This is a genomic window from Gordonia sp. Swx-4 (assembly GCF_030316175.1).
GTDB classification, from domain to species: domain Bacteria; phylum Actinomycetota; class Actinomycetes; order Mycobacteriales; family Mycobacteriaceae; genus Gordonia; species Gordonia alkanivorans.
Map to the genome: position 1 here is coordinate 4433084 of NZ_CP128197.1, position 15075 is coordinate 4448158.

At 68.7% G+C, this 15075-nt stretch carries 14 protein-coding genes and 1 riboswitch; of the genes, 7 read left to right on the forward strand and 7 right to left on the reverse strand.

The features are described from left to right. Nucleotides 1-167: 167 nt before the first annotated feature. Both PWF70_RS20065 and PWF70_RS20070 read right to left on the reverse strand, forming a co-directional pair. Complete coding sequence (locus tag PWF70_RS20065; protein WP_042378020.1) at nucleotides 168-620, reverse strand: hypothetical protein; 453 nt, start codon at nucleotides 618-620, stop codon at nucleotides 168-170. Then, the gene (locus PWF70_RS20070) at nucleotides 617-1969 is read right to left on the reverse strand and encodes an aminotransferase class V-fold PLP-dependent enzyme (protein WP_042378019.1); all 1353 of its coding nucleotides are present in this window, start codon (nucleotides 1967-1969) and stop codon (nucleotides 617-619) included. The genes PWF70_RS20065 and PWF70_RS20070 overlap by 4 nt, the downstream gene beginning before the upstream one ends. A 17-nt stretch (nucleotides 1970-1986) precedes the next feature. Beyond that, a riboswitch (SAM riboswitch) is annotated at nucleotides 1987-2101 on the reverse strand. A 112-nt stretch (nucleotides 2102-2213) separates the two neighbouring features. Between PWF70_RS20070 and PWF70_RS20075 the strand changes: the two genes are divergently transcribed. Then, complete coding sequence (locus tag PWF70_RS20075; RefSeq protein WP_035754670.1) at nucleotides 2214-3293, forward strand: isochorismate synthase; 1080 nt, start codon at nucleotides 2214-2216, stop codon at nucleotides 3291-3293. Between the two features lie 101 nt (nucleotides 3294-3394). Beyond that, a complete protein-coding gene (locus PWF70_RS20080; RefSeq protein WP_035754577.1) occupies nucleotides 3395-4930 on the forward strand; it encodes an MFS transporter in 1536 nt (511 codons plus the stop codon). Between the two features lie 32 nt (nucleotides 4931-4962). Here PWF70_RS20080 and PWF70_RS20085 read toward each other — a convergent pair whose 3' ends face one another. Genes PWF70_RS20085 through PWF70_RS20095 form a run of 3 tightly spaced genes read right to left on the reverse strand, consistent with a single transcriptional unit; the run spans nucleotide 4963 to nucleotide 7177 of the window. Beyond that, entirely contained in the window at nucleotides 4963-6213 is a 1251-nt protein-coding gene (locus PWF70_RS20085; RefSeq protein ID WP_006357041.1) for an O-succinylhomoserine sulfhydrylase, read from the reverse strand. Continuing rightward, nucleotides 6177-6590, reverse strand: coding sequence for a rhodanese-like domain-containing protein (locus PWF70_RS20090; protein ID WP_006357042.1), 414 nt, complete (start codon nucleotides 6588-6590; stop codon nucleotides 6177-6179). Before PWF70_RS20090 ends, PWF70_RS20085 begins: the two co-directional genes overlap by 37 nt. Continuing rightward, nucleotides 6587-7177: an Rv0361 family membrane protein gene (locus tag PWF70_RS20095; RefSeq protein WP_042378017.1), complete on the reverse strand. Its 591-nt coding sequence runs from the start codon at nucleotides 7175-7177 to the stop codon at nucleotides 6587-6589. Before PWF70_RS20095 ends, PWF70_RS20090 begins: the two co-directional genes overlap by 4 nt. Nucleotides 7178-7311: 134 nt before the next feature. Here PWF70_RS20095 and PWF70_RS20100 point away from each other — a divergent pair, with 134 nt between their 5' ends. Together PWF70_RS20100 and PWF70_RS20105 are read left to right on the forward strand one after the other, a co-directional pair. Beyond that, nucleotides 7312-8337 carry an ABC transporter substrate-binding protein gene (locus PWF70_RS20100; protein ID WP_035754573.1) on the forward strand — a complete coding sequence of 342 codons (1026 nt, stop codon included), beginning with the start codon at nucleotides 7312-7314 and terminating at the stop codon, nucleotides 8335-8337. A gap of 190 nt (nucleotides 8338-8527) precedes the next feature. Then, nucleotides 8528-9925 (forward strand): FAD-dependent oxidoreductase, encoded by a 1398-nt coding sequence (locus tag PWF70_RS20105; RefSeq protein ID WP_006357045.1) that lies wholly within the window; start codon nucleotides 8528-8530, stop codon nucleotides 9923-9925. Between the two features lie 75 nt (nucleotides 9926-10000). On the opposite strand, the gene PWF70_RS20110 is transcribed toward PWF70_RS20105, so the two are convergent. After that, nucleotides 10001-10507 (reverse strand): hypothetical protein, encoded by a 507-nt coding sequence (locus tag PWF70_RS20110; protein ID WP_006357046.1) that lies wholly within the window; start codon nucleotides 10505-10507, stop codon nucleotides 10001-10003. 173 nt (nucleotides 10508-10680) lie between these two features. On the opposite strand from PWF70_RS20110, the gene PWF70_RS20115 reads away from it, so the two are divergent. Genes PWF70_RS20115 through PWF70_RS20125 form a run of 3 tightly spaced genes read left to right on the forward strand, consistent with a single transcriptional unit; the run spans nucleotide 10681 to nucleotide 13687 of the window. Continuing rightward, on the forward strand, nucleotides 10681-11724 hold the full coding sequence (locus PWF70_RS20115; RefSeq protein ID WP_006357047.1) for a FecCD family ABC transporter permease: 1044 nt from the start codon (nucleotides 10681-10683) through the stop codon (nucleotides 11722-11724). After that, nucleotides 11721-12860 (forward strand): FecCD family ABC transporter permease, encoded by a 1140-nt coding sequence (locus PWF70_RS20120; protein ID WP_155225525.1) that lies wholly within the window; start codon nucleotides 11721-11723, stop codon nucleotides 12858-12860. Before PWF70_RS20115 ends, PWF70_RS20120 begins: the two co-directional genes overlap by 4 nt. Then, nucleotides 12857-13687, forward strand: a complete 831-nt coding sequence (locus PWF70_RS20125) for an ABC transporter ATP-binding protein (protein ID WP_006357049.1) — start codon at nucleotides 12857-12859, stop codon at nucleotides 13685-13687. The genes PWF70_RS20120 and PWF70_RS20125 overlap by 4 nt, the downstream gene beginning before the upstream one ends. Here the strand turns inward: PWF70_RS20125 and PWF70_RS20130 are convergent. After that, nucleotides 13684-15000 carry a ClC family H(+)/Cl(-) exchange transporter gene (locus PWF70_RS20130; RefSeq protein WP_006357050.1) on the reverse strand — a complete coding sequence of 439 codons (1317 nt, stop codon included), beginning with the start codon at nucleotides 14998-15000 and terminating at the stop codon, nucleotides 13684-13686. The two genes, PWF70_RS20125 and PWF70_RS20130, sit on opposite strands and share 4 nt — an antisense overlap. Nucleotides 15001-15075 lie beyond the last annotated feature (75 nt).

The window sequence follows — 15075 nt, forward strand, 5'->3', positions numbered from 1 at the left end:
CGACGACACACGCTGTCGTCGGCGGTCGGCGTTTGCGGCAAGCCCGACCACGGGTCGTTGTCATCTCGACTGACAGACGTCGATCGACGTCTGTCAGTCGAGATGAGGTTCGCCAGTCAGATGCTCGACATGCCCCACGACACGAGAGCGCAGCAAGCCTTGATGGATTAGGCGACCCGGTGACGCGCCTCGGCGAAGACCGGGAGCACCTGCTCGCGGATTCGGCTGTCGGTGGCCGAACCGTCGATCGGGACCAGGATCACCGCGTCGGCGACCTCGGCCGCGTAGATGTCACGCAGCAGCGTGATCAGGCCGTGGGTCGTGCCGATGTAGCGGATGGTCTCCGAGCTGTCGGCGGCGACTCCGGCCTGCTCGACGGCGGCGCGTGCCGATGCCGCGTGCGGCGCGATCGCGACCTCGATCTCGAGGGCCACGACGAAGTTCGCCTGGTCGTGGGTGCCGGCCCGCAGCAGCGCGCGCGCCCGTTGGGCGTCCCGCAGGGTCTCGCGACGCACGACGATCGGGAAGGTCTGTGCGACAGCATCTCCCGCGATCGCGACCTGGAAGCCGGGACGGCCGATGGTGACGGCGGTGCGCGGAGTGTCGATGTGGACGGTCATGCGGGGTACCCCTCGTCGAGTTCTGGTCGGGCGGTGGTCGTTCCAGCGCTGAGTGCGCCGAGTGCGTTGAGCAGGCGGTCGACGTCGTCGGAGGTGGTGCCCGCACCGAAGCTGGCGCGGACGGCACCCTCGGGATGACCGAGCCGCTTGAGCAACGGGTGGGCGCAGAACTTGCCGTCCCGCACACCGATTCCGTGCTCGCTGCTCAGATATTCGGCGACGGCCCGCGGCGCGAAGCCGTCGATCGTGAAGCCGGCGATGCCGACGCGGTCGGTCGAGTCGGTGAAGATCTGCAGCGGCCGGACACCGTCGATGCGAGCGAGACCGGCGTCGAGCCGCTCACCGAGCTCGAGCTCGTGGAGGCCGATGGCCTCCGGACCCAACTCGGCGAGTGCGGCGCACGCCTCGGCGATCGACACGGCGCCGAGCACGTTCGGCGAGCCGGCCTCGTGGCGGGCGGCCCCGGTGTGCCAGGTGGTCCCGGCCGAGTTCTCGTCACCGCGCAGGTCGACGTCGGCGGTCGCTCCACCGCCGGCGAGGTACGGGTCGGCGGCGTCGAACCAGTCGGAGCGTCCGATCAGGACGCCGGCGCCGAACGGGGCGTAGGCCTTGTGACCGGAGAACGCCAGATAGTCGATACCGTGGCTGACGATCGAGATGGGGCGATGTGCGACGAGCTGCGCCGCGTCGACCAGGATGCGTGCGCCGTGGCGATGGGCGATCGAGGCCAGCCTGCTGATCGGGAGGACCTCACCGGTGACGTTCGACGCGGCGGTCACCGCGAGCAGCGACGCCGGCTCGGACGCGAGCTCCGCCTCGATCGCGACGAGGGTGTCCTCGATCGTGGCGCGGGCGGTGACCACGCGAGCCCGGTTGCGACCGTCCTTCGGCGCACACCACGGCAACAGGTTGGCGTGGTGCTCGATGTCGAGGACCACGACGTCGCCGGGCGTGATGCGGGCGGCGAGGTTGATCGCGTCGGTGGTGTTGCGGGTGAAGACGACGGAGTCGTCGACGCGGCCGCGGACGAAGCCGCGCACGGTATCTCGGGCGGCTTCGTACCGGCGGGTGGTGACCTGCGAGAGGTGGCCGGCGCCGCGGTGCACGCTCGCGTACTCGCCGAGGGCCCCGGCGACCTGCGCGGCGACCGACGCCAGCGCCGGGGCACTCGCCGCGTAGTCGAGATTGGCGTAGCCGACGCGGTGTCCGGCGGCGACGGGAACCTGCGCATCCGCGCCGACGACCGGCGCCAGCGCGGGGATGAAGGGTGCCCGGTCGGCGATGGCGGCGGACACCACGGCACGGGTCGGGCGGACGGTTGTGACGGGTGCCGAAAGCACAGCGGTCATGACAAGAACTCCTCGAGAATCCACACTTGCCGCGTTCGGGTTCGACCGCAGCCAGGTCGTCACCCGGAGCACCCCACCGTGGAGGAGGGTTGCCGACCAGCGAGCCGGGGCTTGTCACTGGCACTCATGACCTGCGACAAGGTTCGCGGATCCCGGCGAAGGGTGTCAATTTAGATTCACCGTGATTCCTAGTTAGGACAGGCTTACCTGTACCCTGGCTGTCGTGGCATCGAGTGAGGTCTTCGTGTTGTCGCGCCCGCACGGCACCGTGCGGGGCGAAGGGGTGGTCCGGTCGTTCACCGACGTCGACGAGGCATCCGCCGCACTGCGGGCGGGCGAGGTCGGGGCGTTGACCGGGGCGATCCCCTTCGACCTCCGCGACCCCGCGGCGCTGGTCGCCCCCGTCCGGCTCCGGACCGGCGAAGCACCGCTGCCCGGGACCGGGCCGCTGTCACGGCGAGCGGTGTCGACCGTGAGCCACCCGGCCCGGGATGAGCACCGCGAGCGCATCGCACATGCGGTCAAGCGCATCGTCGCCGGCGACGTCGGGAAGGTCGTGCTCGCACGCAGCGTCGACCTGGTGCTCGACGAACAGATCCGCCCGGCGGAATTCCTCGACGCACTCGCCGGCGGCAACGCCGACCACAACGCCTTCGCGGTCGACCTCGGCGCCGCGACGGGTTCGGGCTCGTGGTTGCTCGGCGCGAGTCCCGAAGCACTGCTGCGCAAGTCGGGATCGACGGTGACCTGTCATCCCTACGCGGGTTCGGCACCACGATCCGCCGACCCGGTCGTCGACCGTGCGACCGCCGCCGAACTGGCCGCCTCGACAAAGGACCTCGCCGAGCACGCCTTCGTCGTCGATCATCTGCGCGAGCGCCTGGGACATCTCTGCGACGACGTCGACGCGCCGTCGACCCCACAGCTCGAGTCGACCGGCGAGATGTGGCATCTGGCCACCCCGATCCGCGCGACGCTGCGCGACCCGGCGACCACCGCACTCGACCTCGCACTACTCCTCGGACCCACCCCCGCAGTGTGCGGCACCCCCAGTGACGTTGCCGCACAGATCATTCGAGACGTAGAGGGAGATCGTGGCTTCTACGCAGGCGCGGTCGGGTGGTGCGACGCCGCGGGCGACGGCGAATGGATGGTCGCCATCCGGTGCGCCGAACTCGCCGCCGACGGTCGGAGTCTGCGCACCTGGGCGGGCGGCGGCATCGTCGAACACTCCGACCCGCAGGCGGAACTCGACGAGACGCAGTTCAAACTACGGACCGTGTTCAACGCGCTCGGCACCCCCCTCGCGGACATCGTGAACTGACCCTCCGGTGAGCACGCCCTCCCGCGATCTCGCCTCCGACCACGAAGGTCGGCGTTATGGTCGATGAACGTCGGGGCGAAGGGGCCAGGGAGGCGTAGCGGATGCCTGCGGAGCGGTCGACAACCCGGAAGAGCATTCTGCCGATCATCTTCGCGCTGTCCCTGGCCTTCACGATCACGGCCGTCGATCCGCTGGTGCTGAGCCTGAATCTGCCGCAGGTGAGCCGGGAACTCGACGTCCCGCCCGCTGCTGTCGGAGTGCTGGGTGGAATGTCGACGCTGGTCATGGCCGCGTCCGTCCTCGGCGCGGGGAATCTCGGCGACTCGATCGGACTCCGACGACTCCTGATGTCCGGACTGGCCGTGGTCGCCGTCGCCGATGTGCTCGCCATGCTTTCGCCCGGGTATGGCTTTCTCCTGGCGATGCGCGTCGCGGCGGGCCTGGGCATGGCGGCCCTGCTCGGGGTATCGCTGGCCCTCCTCAAAACATCGGTGACCGAAGAGCAGCGACCGAAGGCCATCGGCATCTTCGTCGCCATCGAGATGGTTCTCTGCGGGGCGCTCCCCGCTCTGACGGGCTGGGCCGTGACGGGTCTCGGCTGGCGGTTCGTGTTCCTGGTCGCACCACTGCTTGCCGTGGTCTCGATGCTGCTGACGGCGAAGTTCGTTCCGGAGTCGCCACGTCAGGAGCGTGCGAAGCTGGACGTGATCGGCATCGTCCTGATCGGGGTGGCACTCCTGACCCTCGTCATCGGACTCGCGGCCGCCCAGAACGGTGTCCTCCGGCCCCAGGCCTGGCTGCCGCTACTCGTCAGCGTCGTCGGCGCGGTGCTCTTCGTCCGCCACGAACGGCGCACCCCCGAACCGGCGCTGGACCTGTCGCTGTTCGGCAACCGGACGTTCACGGTGGCGCTCGCCGCCGCCTTCACACTCAACTTCCTGATCGCGGGGCTCAGCATCGTCCTGGGGCAGTACGGCAGCAAGGTGCTCGCGCTGTCACCGCAGACGGTCGGACTGTTGTTCCTTCCCGGCTCGCTGCTGATCGCCGGCGCCCTGATCATGTCCGGGAGTCTGATGGAGAAGTTCTCGCCGAGACCGGTGATGGTCGCCGGTCTCGCGACCATGGCGGCCGCCGGGCTGCTGATGGCCGGCACGGTCAGCCCGATCATGGCGCTCTGGCTGCTCGTGATGTCCGTATGGCTGTACAACCTCGGGTCGATGGTGAGTTCCACATCCGTGTCGGAGACGGTGCTCTCGCATGCGCCGAGTGGGCAGTCCGGAACAGTGGCCTCGGTGCAGACGGCCTTCGGGATGACGGGCTACGCGTTCGGGCCCACCGTGTACCTGCTCCTCCTGAATGTGTTCTTCGAGCGTGAATGGCTCGCCGACAGCGAACAACGGGGCCTGACGGTGACACAGGGACAAGAGGCCGTCGACGCCGCGCGTAGCGCAGTGGCGCGGAGCCCGGGTGGCGTCGGATACGACCCGAACCTGCTACAGCAAGTGGGCGGCCTCGACCTCGGAGCGGACTTCTCCGACGCCGTGCGACTCACCATGCTGACCGTCAGTGTCCTGCCCATCGCGGTCGCGCTGGCCGCACTCAGGTTCCGTCATGAGCGTCCCGCCCGGGCGGCCTGATGGGCATGGGCAGGAGAGCCTCGTGCGCGGGCTCAGCCGAGCGCCTGATCCAGATCCGCGAGCAGGTCGTCGATGCCCTCCAGCCCGACCGACAGGCGCACGACCGCGTCACTGAGACCGATCGCGGCACGCCCCTCGGGCCCCATCGCGCGGTGCGTGGTGGTGGCCGGGTGGGTGATCAGCGACTTGGAGTCACCGAGGTTGTTGGAGATGTCGATGACCTGCAGCGCGTTGAGGACCTCGAAGGCGCGCTTCTTGCCGTCGATGCCGTCGTGGTCGTTGAGCTCGAAGGTCACCACGGTGCCGCCACCGGACATCTGGCTCTTGGCCAGCTCGAACTGCGGATGCGACTGCAGGAACGGGTATTTCACCCAGCGGACCCGCGGGTCGGCTTCCAGGAACCCGGCGATGCGCAGCGCCGAGGCCACCGAGGCGTCGACACGAAGGCGCATGGTCTCCAGGCCCTTCAGCAGGGTCCAAGCGTTGAACGGGCTCAGCGCCGGGCCGGTGTGGCGCATCAGCTGCTGCACCGGGCCCTCGATGTACTCCTTGGTGCCGAGGACGGCACCGCCCATGACGCGACCCTGGCCGTCGATGTGCTTGGTACCCGAGTAGACGATGACGTCGGCACCGAGATCGAGGCCGCGCTGCAGCAGCGGGGTCGCGAAGACGTTGTCCAGCACCACCTTCGCGCCCGCGGCATGCGCCAGTTCGGACACCTTGGCGACGTCGACGAGCGTCTGCATCGGATTGGACGGGGTCTCGAAGAAGACGGCGTCGGCCGGCTTCGACAGTGCACGCTCCCACTGTTCGAGGTCTTCGCCGTCGACGAACTCGGTCTCGACACCCCAGCGCGGCAGGATCTCGTTGCACACCACGAAGCACGAGCCGAACAAGCTGCGGGCGGCGACGAGCCGGTCGCCGGCCTTGAGCAGGGCGCCGAGCGCGACGAACACCGCGGCCATGCCGCTGGCCGTCGCGAAGCAGGCCTCGGCACCTTCGAGCTGACGCAGCCGCTCCTGGAACATGTGGACCGTCGGATTGCCGTACCGGGAGTAGACGAACCGCTGGTCCTCGCCGGTGAAGGCGCGCTCGGCGGCCTCGGCGGAGTCGTAGACGTATCCGCTGGTCAGGTACAGCGCCTCGGTGGTCTCGTAGAAGCCGGAGCGGGCGAGGCCACCGCGGACGGCGATGGTGTCGGGTGAAAGACCCTCCGGCAGTTCACGACCCACGGACAAATCAGGACTCACGATTGCCTCCACGGCAGATTCTCGGCGCGCCATCCCGACGCACCTCGATGGTCGTTCTCGTCGAGGGCACCCTCGAACCCGTCGACCACGTTGTAGGCCTTGCCGATTCCGTCGGCGGTCGCCGCCTCGGCCGCACCGATCGAGCGGTGCCCCGAGCGGCAGAGGAAGATGACCTCGTGGTCATCGGTGACCCCGGCGCCGCGCAACTGTTCGACGAACTGCTCGTTCCGGCGCCCCTCGGGGAACGTCGTCCACTCGGCGAAGATTGTCCGCTTGCCGAGCACCTCGAGGTCGGGGACGCCGACGAAGGACCATTCGGCCTGCGTCCGACAGTCGACGAGGACCGCGTCGGGATTGTTCTCGAGCTTCTCCCACGCTTCCCGCGGGGTCAGGTCGCCGGCATAGGTCATGAGGAGCACACCTTCCATTCGCCGTTCTCGCGCACCACGATCGTCTCCACGACCTGCTTGGCATCGGCCTTGTCCTTATAGTGCCAATGGACCTTGGCGGTCGCCCGGTCACCGTCGACCACCAGGTCGGTGATCTCGGGGATCTCGATGCGGCCGTTCTGGTCCAGCGACGCCTGGTTCTCCGCGACGAACTGCGCCTCGGAGGGGAAACCGGTTTTGTCCAGGTCGGCATCGCAGGTGTTGGCGCGATATTCGGCGTAGTTCGGGCCGTTCTTCGCCGTGTAGAGGTCGTTGATGGCGTACTGGACACGCGCGTCGTCGCTGACGCGTTCCTCGGGCGGCCGCGAGATGCTCGAGAGCACGATCCCCAGCACGAGGAGCGCGACGACACCTGCCGCCACGAAGAACGGCCACGCGTTCTTCCAGTTCGGCGGCCCTTCCTCGACGAGGGCGGCGTCGACGTCGTCGTTCGATGTCGCCTTGCCGAGGGCAGACTTCTTCGAGGACGCGGCGCCCCGAGAGGTGTTCCCGGATGCGGCACCCTTACCGGAGGGCTTGTCGGGGCCCCCGCCTGCAGCTTTGGCCATGGCGCGAAGTGTAACGACAGGCCGGGTGTGACCTCCGTCCGGATTCTCCGGCCGCCATCGCGTCGAATCGCGCGGGCACCTGATCCGCGCTCGGTAAGGTGGGCCTAACCTAACGCCGACCGACGAGGAACCACATGCGTCCGCTTCCCCATCGACTGTCCGGAATCGTGCTCGCGGCGACCGCGGCGGCCCTCGTGGTGAGCTCCTGCGCCGCTCCCGAGGAGAAGGTCGCCGACGATTCCGCGTCCGTCCCGGCTCCCGAGACCGGCTCGATTCCCGTCACCGTTCAGCAGGCCTACGCCCCGGCGGTCGTGGAGAAGGCACCCACGCGGATCGCCGCGCTGGGCGTGGGTGACGGCGACACGCTGCTCGCCCTCGGCGTCATGCCGACGACGATCGCCCCGTTCGCCGATCCCGACCAGGCGACCGCGCCGTGGAACGCCGACCTGATCGGCGACTCGCAACCGGTGGTCCTCGCCAATACTTCGGCAGCTCTCGGGAACGAGATCCCCAAGGCGCTCGCCACGAGCCCCGACCTGATCACCGCCGTCGGCGCCGATCCCACCCGCGACCAGTTCGACCTGCTCACCAAGACCGCACCCACCATCCTCCGCCCCGCCCAGTACAAGCCGTGGCAGGTGCCGTGGAATGCGCAGACCATCCAGATCGGCACCGCGATCGGGCAACCCGACCTCGCCCGGCGCAAGATCGCCGAGACCGAGGCGTTCCTCGCGGGCATCAGGGCGAAGAATCCGCAGTTCGCGGGCAAGACCGCCGTCGTGGTGACCGCGAGCCCGACCGGCGGGGTCTCGGTGTACGGACCCGAAGACGGCCGGGCGCAGACCGTCGCGGGCTACGGCCTCACGTTCCCGCCGGTCCTCCGCGACACGATCACCAGCGGGTTCTACGGCGAACTACCGGCCGAGAGCCTCGACCGGCTCGACGCGGCCGACATCGTCGTCGCCGTCGACTGGGAGGGTTCGAACGACAAGCTGCGGTCGAACCCGGCGTTCACCCGGCTCGAGGTGGCGCGTTCGGGACGGGTCGCCTACCTGCCGCAGGAGGTCGGCAGTGCCATGTCGGTGCCGACCCTGCTGACGATCCCGTGGGTGGCCGATCAGGCCGTCGGACCCCTCGCCGAAGCTGCCGGCTCACGCTGACGCGCGTCGCACCGCGTCATCGCGATGACGTCGAGAAGTGAGGATTACCTCACAGCTAATTTTGGGAGTGGACACCAAGCGCCTACCGTAGAAGGGATAGGCCTTATCCAAGCGTGTCGACACCAGAATCAAGGGTTTCGGATCCGGTTCCTGTGGCGGGGCGCGCCGAGCAACGGAAGACACCTACTCCATGAGCGAGAACAGCCGCCCGCTTCGGGTTGCGATCGTCGGTGCGGGTCCCGCCGGGATCTACGCCGCCGACGCGTTGATGAAGTCCGACACCGTGAAGGATCGCGGCGTCAGCATCGACCTCTACGAGCGTATGCCGGCCCCGTTCGGTCTGATCCGTTACGGCGTCGCGCCTGATCACCCGCGCATCAAGGGCATCATCACCGCGCTGCACAAGGTGCTCGACAAGCCGCAGGTCCGCCTGCTCGGCAACGTCGACTACGGCACCGACATCTCGCTCGACGAGCTGAAGTCGCACTACGACGCGATCATCTTCTCCACCGGCGCCACCGACGACCGCGCGCTCGACATCCCGGGCATCGACCTCGAGGGCAGCTACGGCGCCGCGCAGTTCGTCGCCTGGTACGACGGCCACCCCGACTTCCCGCGCACCTGGCCGCTCGAGCAGGAGAAGGTAGCCGTCATCGGCGTCGGCAACGTCGCCCTCGACGTGGCGCGCGTTCTCGCCAAGACCGGCGACGAGCTGCTGCCCACCGAGATCCCGGCCAACGTCTACGAGGGTCTCAAGGCCAACAAGGCCATCGAGGTGCACGTCTTCGGTCGCCGCGGACCGGCGCAGGCCAAGTTCACCCCGCTCGAGCTCAAGGAGCTCGACCACTCGCCGAACATCGAGGTCATCGTCAATCCCGAGGACATCGACTACGACGAGGGTTCGACCGTCGCCCGCCGCGGCTCGAAGATCACCGACCAGGTCGCGACGATCATCGAGAACTACGCGATCCGCGAGCCCAAGCAGGGTGCGATCCACAAGCTCTTCCTGCACTTCTTCGAGAGCCCCACCGAGATCCTCGGCGAGGACGGCAAGGTCGTCGGCCTGCGCACCGAGCGCACCCAGCTCGACGGCACCGGCAACGTCAAGCCCACCGGCAAGATCACCGACTGGGAGGTCGGAGCGGTCTACCGTGCGGTCGGCTACCTGTCGGACAACCTGCCCGGCATCCCCTTCGACTCGCAGGCGGGGGTCATCCCCAACGAGGCCGGACGCGTGTTCGACGAGGGTGAGCAGCTCACCGGCGTCTACACCACCGGCTGGGTCAAGCGTGGTCCGGTCGGTCTCATCGGCCACACCAAGGGCGACGCCAACGAGACCGTCGACTGCATCCTCAAGGACATGGAGGCCGAGAAGCTGCTCGAGCCCGCCGCTCCGGCCGAGGACGCCATCATCGAGCTGCTCGAGTCGAAGAACATCCCGTTCACCACGTGGGACGGTTGGTACCGCCTCGACGAGCATGAGCGCGCACTCGGTGCCGCCGAGGGCCGCGAGCGCGTGAAGGTCGTCGAGCGTGAGGACATGCTCGCCGCGTCGGAGCCCCACAAGGTGGCGCGGCCGTCGGCCTGAGACGACCTCTGGAGATCGACGACGAGGGGCGACCGGTTCTCACCGGTCGCCCCTCGTCGTCTGTTCTCTACGGACTCAGCGCCCGGGGATGGTGGGCACTCCCTTGACCGTGTTGCCGCCGCCGGTCAGCGCGGACGCCGACGCGGACGAGCCCGTGCCGAACCGGTCGAACGGGTTGTCGATGCGTCGCACGTTCCACCAGAAGCCGACGTTGTCGGTCAGGTTCTCGGCGTAGTCGGAGATCGCGTACCCGGAGATCGACGACGGGAAGCAGCCGAACCAGGTGGTCTTGATCAGCAGGGATTCGTTCTTCTTCAGCAGCGGCTTGAACTTCGTCGCGCCGCCGCTCTCCTGCAGGGTGACGTTGCGGAAATCGCCGTCACGCGCCGTGACACGCATGAACCGGGTCATGCTCCACGCCTGGTTCCACGGGGTACCCGGGGCTCCGAACTGGCAGTAGACCCCACCCGTCATCTGCAGGTTGGGGACGGCGGCCTGCGCGGGCGCGGCACCCACGAGTGTGCCCGCCGCGATGCTTCCCGCAGCCAACACTCCGACAACGGCCCGTTTGAATGACTTCATCGATCCTCCTGTTTTCAGAACCCTCGAAACACTGGGCATATCGATCCGAGCTCATCGCAGTGTTACCGAAGACACAGCCTCCACTAACTCCGGTGCGGTCTTTCGTTACCCGAACGACATCCACGGTGCCGCGCCGCGAGAGTCGCCGACCAGCGTTGGTAAGGTAACCCTTCGTGCGCCGCTCCCTTCGTGTTCTCGGCATTCCCGTGCTGGTCGCGGCTCTGGTGGGGCTGGTCGTGGCCTCCGTGCTGTTCGGTACCCGCCCCGTCCCGCTCGACGAGGTGTGGACGAGTTTCGCCGCCGGGATCACCGAGGTCTGGGCCGCCCTCCTCGATCTCCGGCTGCCGGAGATCACCAAGGACACCGACGTCGACGGCATCGTCTGGGATCTCCGCGTCCCGCGAACCCTGCTCGGATTGTTCGCCGGTCTGGCCGTCGGCGCCGCCGGTGCCATCACCCAGGGACACACGCGCAACCCCATCGCCGATCCCGGCATGCTCGGCGTCAACGCCGGAGCCGCGTGCGCGGTCGTGGCCGGGATCTACCTGCTCGGGATCACCAGCCCCGTCGCCTTCATGTTCTTCGGACTGCTCGGCGCGATCATCGCCGCGACCGTCGTCTTCGGGCTGTCGGCACTGAGCGGCTCGAGTCCGCTGACCCTGATCCTCGCGGGAACGGGACTGACGGCGATGCTCACCGCGATCACATCATCGATCGTGCTCGTCGACACCAACTCGCTCGACCAGTGGCGATTCTGGAGCGTCGGTTCGACCGCCGGCCGTGGCATCGACGTGTTCTGGGCGAGCCTGCCGTTCATCAGCGTCGGACTCGTGTTCGCGCTGGCGAGCGGTTTCTTCCTGAATGTCCTGAGCCTCGGTGACGACATGACCAAGGCCCTGGGCTCGCGGGTGATCCTCATCCGCGCGCTCGGCATCCTGACGATCACTCTGCTGATCGGCGCCGCCACCGCGGCCTGCGGGCCCATCGTGTTCCTCGGACTGGTGGTACCGCACATCGCGCGTGCGTTCGTCGGCGCCGACTATCGCTGGATCATTCCGTACTCGGCACTGCTCGGCGGGATACTCCTCGTCGGCTGCGACATCCTCGGCCGCGTCGTCGCGCGTCCGGGTGAGGTCCAGGTGGGCGTCATGCTGGCCCTGGTCGGCGCTCCGTTCCTGATCTTCCTGGTCCGTCGGCAGAGGTTGGCAACCGTATGAACTCCTCCGACGTGAAGACGCCCGAGCCCCGTGCTCGTGGCCTCGCAGCACGTACCCGCAGCGTCGCCCCGCATCCCGGGGGCTACCGCCTCGCGATCGAGCCGGTGTCGTTCGTCGTGCGTCCGCGCATGCTGGTCGTCGCGCTCGTCTCGGCGGCACTCGCGGTGGTGCTGTTCCTGACCGGCGTCGGCGTCAGCGACTTCCCTCTCACCCCGATCGACGTCGCGCGCATCCTGCTGGGCGGCGGCACCCGCATCGAGAACGTCGTCGTCTTCGACGTCGCGCTCCCCCGGGCCCTCGTCGGCCTGCTGGTGGGCATCGGGCTCGGGTTCTCCGGCTCCATCACCCAGCTGATCTCCCAGAACCCCCTCGCCACCCCGGACATCCTCGGCATCACCGCCGGTGCGAGTGCGGCGGCGGTCGCGGCAATCGCCTTCTCGACCACGAGCTGGGGCAGCTGGTTCGGCGACCTCGGCGTCCCGGCGTCGGCGATGATCGGCGCCCTCCTGACCGCGGCGCTCATGTACGTGCTCGCCTGGCCCGGCCGCAAGGCGAACAGCGGCATCAACCCGTTCCGCCTCGTGCTGATCGGCGTCGGCATGACCTGGATGTTGCAGGCGCTGACCAACTTCCTGCTCACCCGTGCCGACATTCGCGACGTCGGGCGTGCCCAGGTGTGGCTGGTCGGCTCGGTCGCCAACGTGGGCTGGTCCAATGTCTGGCCGGTGGTCGGTGGGGTCGTCTTCGGGATCGTGGTGATCGTCGTGTTCTCGCGGCAGATCGGCATGCTCAGCCTCGGACCGGATCTCGCACGCGGACTCGGCGTCCGGACCGGCGCGGTGTCCACGACACTGCTGCTGACCGCGGTCCTGGTCAGTGCGCTGTGCGTGTCCGCCGCCGGACCGATCGCCTTCGTCGCGTTGCTCGCCCCACAGATCGCGCTGCGGCTGGCCCGCACCGCGGTTCCGACGCCGTTGTTGTCCGGCCTGGTCGGTGCGTCCCTCGTGCTCGGCGGAGATCTGTTGTGCCGCACTGTGCTGCCCGGCGGCCTACCCGTGGGCATAGTCACCGCCGCGATCGGCGGACCGTTCCTCATCTACCTGATGATCGCGATGTCCCGGAAGGCGACCGTATGACCATCTCCCCCACCGAGAACGCCCCGCAGACGACGGCCCGGCTTCGCGGCAGCGGACTCACCGTCGGCTACGACCAGCGAGTGGTGATCGACGGTCTCGACATCGACATCCCCGACGGCCGGGTCACGACCATCATCGGCTCCAACGGCTGCGGCAAGTCGACGCTCCTGCGATGCCTCGCCCGGTTGCTGCCGCCAAAGGCGGGCACCGTGTTCCTCGACGGCGAGGACATCGCGCACGTGCGGCCCAAGCAGGTCGCCCGGACCCTGGCGATCCTGCCCCAGAACCCGGTGGCGCCCGAGGGTCTCACCGTCGCCGACCTGGTCGGGCGGGGCCGGCATCCGCATCAGCGGTGGTACCAGCAGGCAACCGCCGCCGACGAGGCCGCGGTGGCCGAGGCGATGGAGATGACCGACACCCTCGAACTCGCCGACCGTACCCTCGACGCGCTCTCCGGCGGTCAGCGCCAGCGGGTCTGGATCGCACTCACGCTCGCGCAGGGCACCGACCTCATCCTGCTCGACGAGCCGACCACCTACCTCGACCTCGCACACTCGATCGACGTCCTCGACCTGGTCCGTCGTCTCCGCGACGATCACGGCAAGACCGTGGTCATGGTCCTTCACGACCTCAATCTCGCGGCCCGCTACAGCGATTCACTGGTGGTCATGAAGAACGGCGCCATCGTCACCACGGGCGCCCCGGCCCAGGTCATCGACGCCGCGATGCTCGACGAAGCCTTCGGCCTGCGGGCACATGTGATGACGGACCCGATCTCGGGCGGACCGCTGATCGTGCCGCTCGGCGCGCACACGCGTACCTTCTAGGCGCCCGAATCCCGTTCGCGGGAAGCGTCGTTGGCGAGCATCTGTTCGCGCAGCGAGTCGTAGACGGGCGGGGTCCCGGAGAGATGTGCCACGAGCACGGCCGCCGCGGTCGCGGCGAGCATGGGGACCGCCACCGTCGTCGTCGCGCTCATCTCCATCACGACGACCATGCCGGTGAGCGGCGCCCGGACCACCGCACCGAACAGTGCGGCCATGCCCGCGAGCACCAGGGCGTCGCGCAGCGTCGAATCCGGTTGCGGGATCACGGCGTCGAGGCCCGCGGCGAACAGGACACCCCACAGCGCACCGAGCGCGAGCATCGGGGCGAACAGACCTCCCGGTGTGCCCGCGGCATAGGACAGCGGTCCGGCGACGAACCGAACGATGAACAGTGCGGCGACCACCGGCAGGACCACCGAGCCGTCGAAGATCTGTTGCGCCAGGTTGTCTCCGCCCCCGGCGGCATCGGTGTCGACGGCCATCAGCCCGCCGACGATCGCACCGATGATCGCGGCCTTCGCGATCGCCGGGACGCGGGTGATCCCGCGTACCCCCTGGATCGCGCCGAGAACCGCTCTCCCGTAGGCGATCCCGACGAGGCCACTGAGCAGACCGAAGACCACGAACACCGGCAGCAGGGTGATCGAGGGTGGGGCCACCACGCCGACGAGGAAGTCGGGCCGGTCGCCGAGGATCACGTGACCGCAGGCCACCGCAGCAGCGACTGCGAGGATGGTCGGTATGACCACCCGCAGCCGGAATGAGTGCGTCACCTCCTCGAGCGCGAAGAGCGCGCCACCCACCGGCGCGGTGAAGGCGACCGCGAGGCCGGCCCCGCTGAGGGAGGTCTGCATGACGCGGAGGTCGAATTGGTCGAGTCCGGCACGGCGTCCGGTCTCGGAGCCGACGGCGGCACCCATGTGCACGGTCGGGCCCTCTCGCCCGAGGATGAGACCCGAACCGATCGCGGCCAGTCCACCGAAGAATCGTGCGGGGATGACACGTAGCGGCGCCGGCTCCGCCTCACCACGTTCGACGGCCTCCACATGCTGGATGCCGCTACCCGCCGCGGTCGGCACCAGGTGCGAGACGAGCGCCCCGAAGGCCGCGCCCGCGGCTGTCACCGCGACCGGGATGAACCATCCCGGGGCGCCGAGACCGTCCGCCCAGTCCAGCATCTCGAACCGCCACCGGTTGAGATGGTCGAGGCACCACCGGAAAGCCCCGCCGAGGACGCCGGTCACGCAGCCGGCGAGGACAGCGAGCACGCACAACCGCACCAGGCCCTGGTTGTCGGTCGTCGGCGAGGTCACAGAAGGAAGTTACCGTGCACCACGCCCCCAGCCGGTACTTCCGAACGGCAGATTCGTGTCACCGAGGCCAATCGG

What these genes read in the sequence shown, in the direction of transcription:
- PWF70_RS20100 (WP_035754573.1), top strand. Translation starts at nt 7,312, where the DNA reads ATGCGTCCGCTTCCCCATCGACTGTCCGGAATCGTGCTCGCGGCGACC.
- PWF70_RS20065 (WP_042378020.1), bottom strand. Translation starts at nt 620, where the DNA reads ATGACCGTCCACATCGACACTCCGCGCACCGCCGTCACCATCGGCCGT.
- PWF70_RS20090 (WP_006357042.1), bottom strand. Translation starts at nt 6,590, where the DNA reads ATGACCTATGCCGGCGACCTGACCCCGCGGGAAGCGTGGGAGAAGCTC.
- PWF70_RS20085 (WP_006357041.1), bottom strand. Translation starts at nt 6,213, where the DNA reads ATGGCGCGCCGAGAATCTGCCGTGGAGGCAATCGTGAGTCCTGATTTG.
- PWF70_RS20095 (WP_042378017.1), bottom strand. Translation starts at nt 7,177, where the DNA reads ATGGCCAAAGCTGCAGGCGGGGGCCCCGACAAGCCCTCCGGTAAGGGT.
- PWF70_RS20110 (WP_006357046.1), bottom strand. Translation starts at nt 10,507, where the DNA reads ATGAAGTCATTCAAACGGGCCGTTGTCGGAGTGTTGGCTGCGGGAAGC.
- PWF70_RS20125 (WP_006357049.1), top strand. Translation starts at nt 12,857, where the DNA reads ATGACCATCTCCCCCACCGAGAACGCCCCGCAGACGACGGCCCGGCTT.
- PWF70_RS20105 (WP_006357045.1), top strand. Translation starts at nt 8,528, where the DNA reads ATGAGCGAGAACAGCCGCCCGCTTCGGGTTGCGATCGTCGGTGCGGGT.
- PWF70_RS20070 (WP_042378019.1), bottom strand. Translation starts at nt 1,969, where the DNA reads ATGACCGCTGTGCTTTCGGCACCCGTCACAACCGTCCGCCCGACCCGT.
- PWF70_RS20120 (WP_155225525.1), top strand. Translation starts at nt 11,721, where the DNA reads ATGAACTCCTCCGACGTGAAGACGCCCGAGCCCCGTGCTCGTGGCCTC.
- PWF70_RS20080 (WP_035754577.1), top strand. Translation starts at nt 3,395, where the DNA reads ATGCCTGCGGAGCGGTCGACAACCCGGAAGAGCATTCTGCCGATCATC.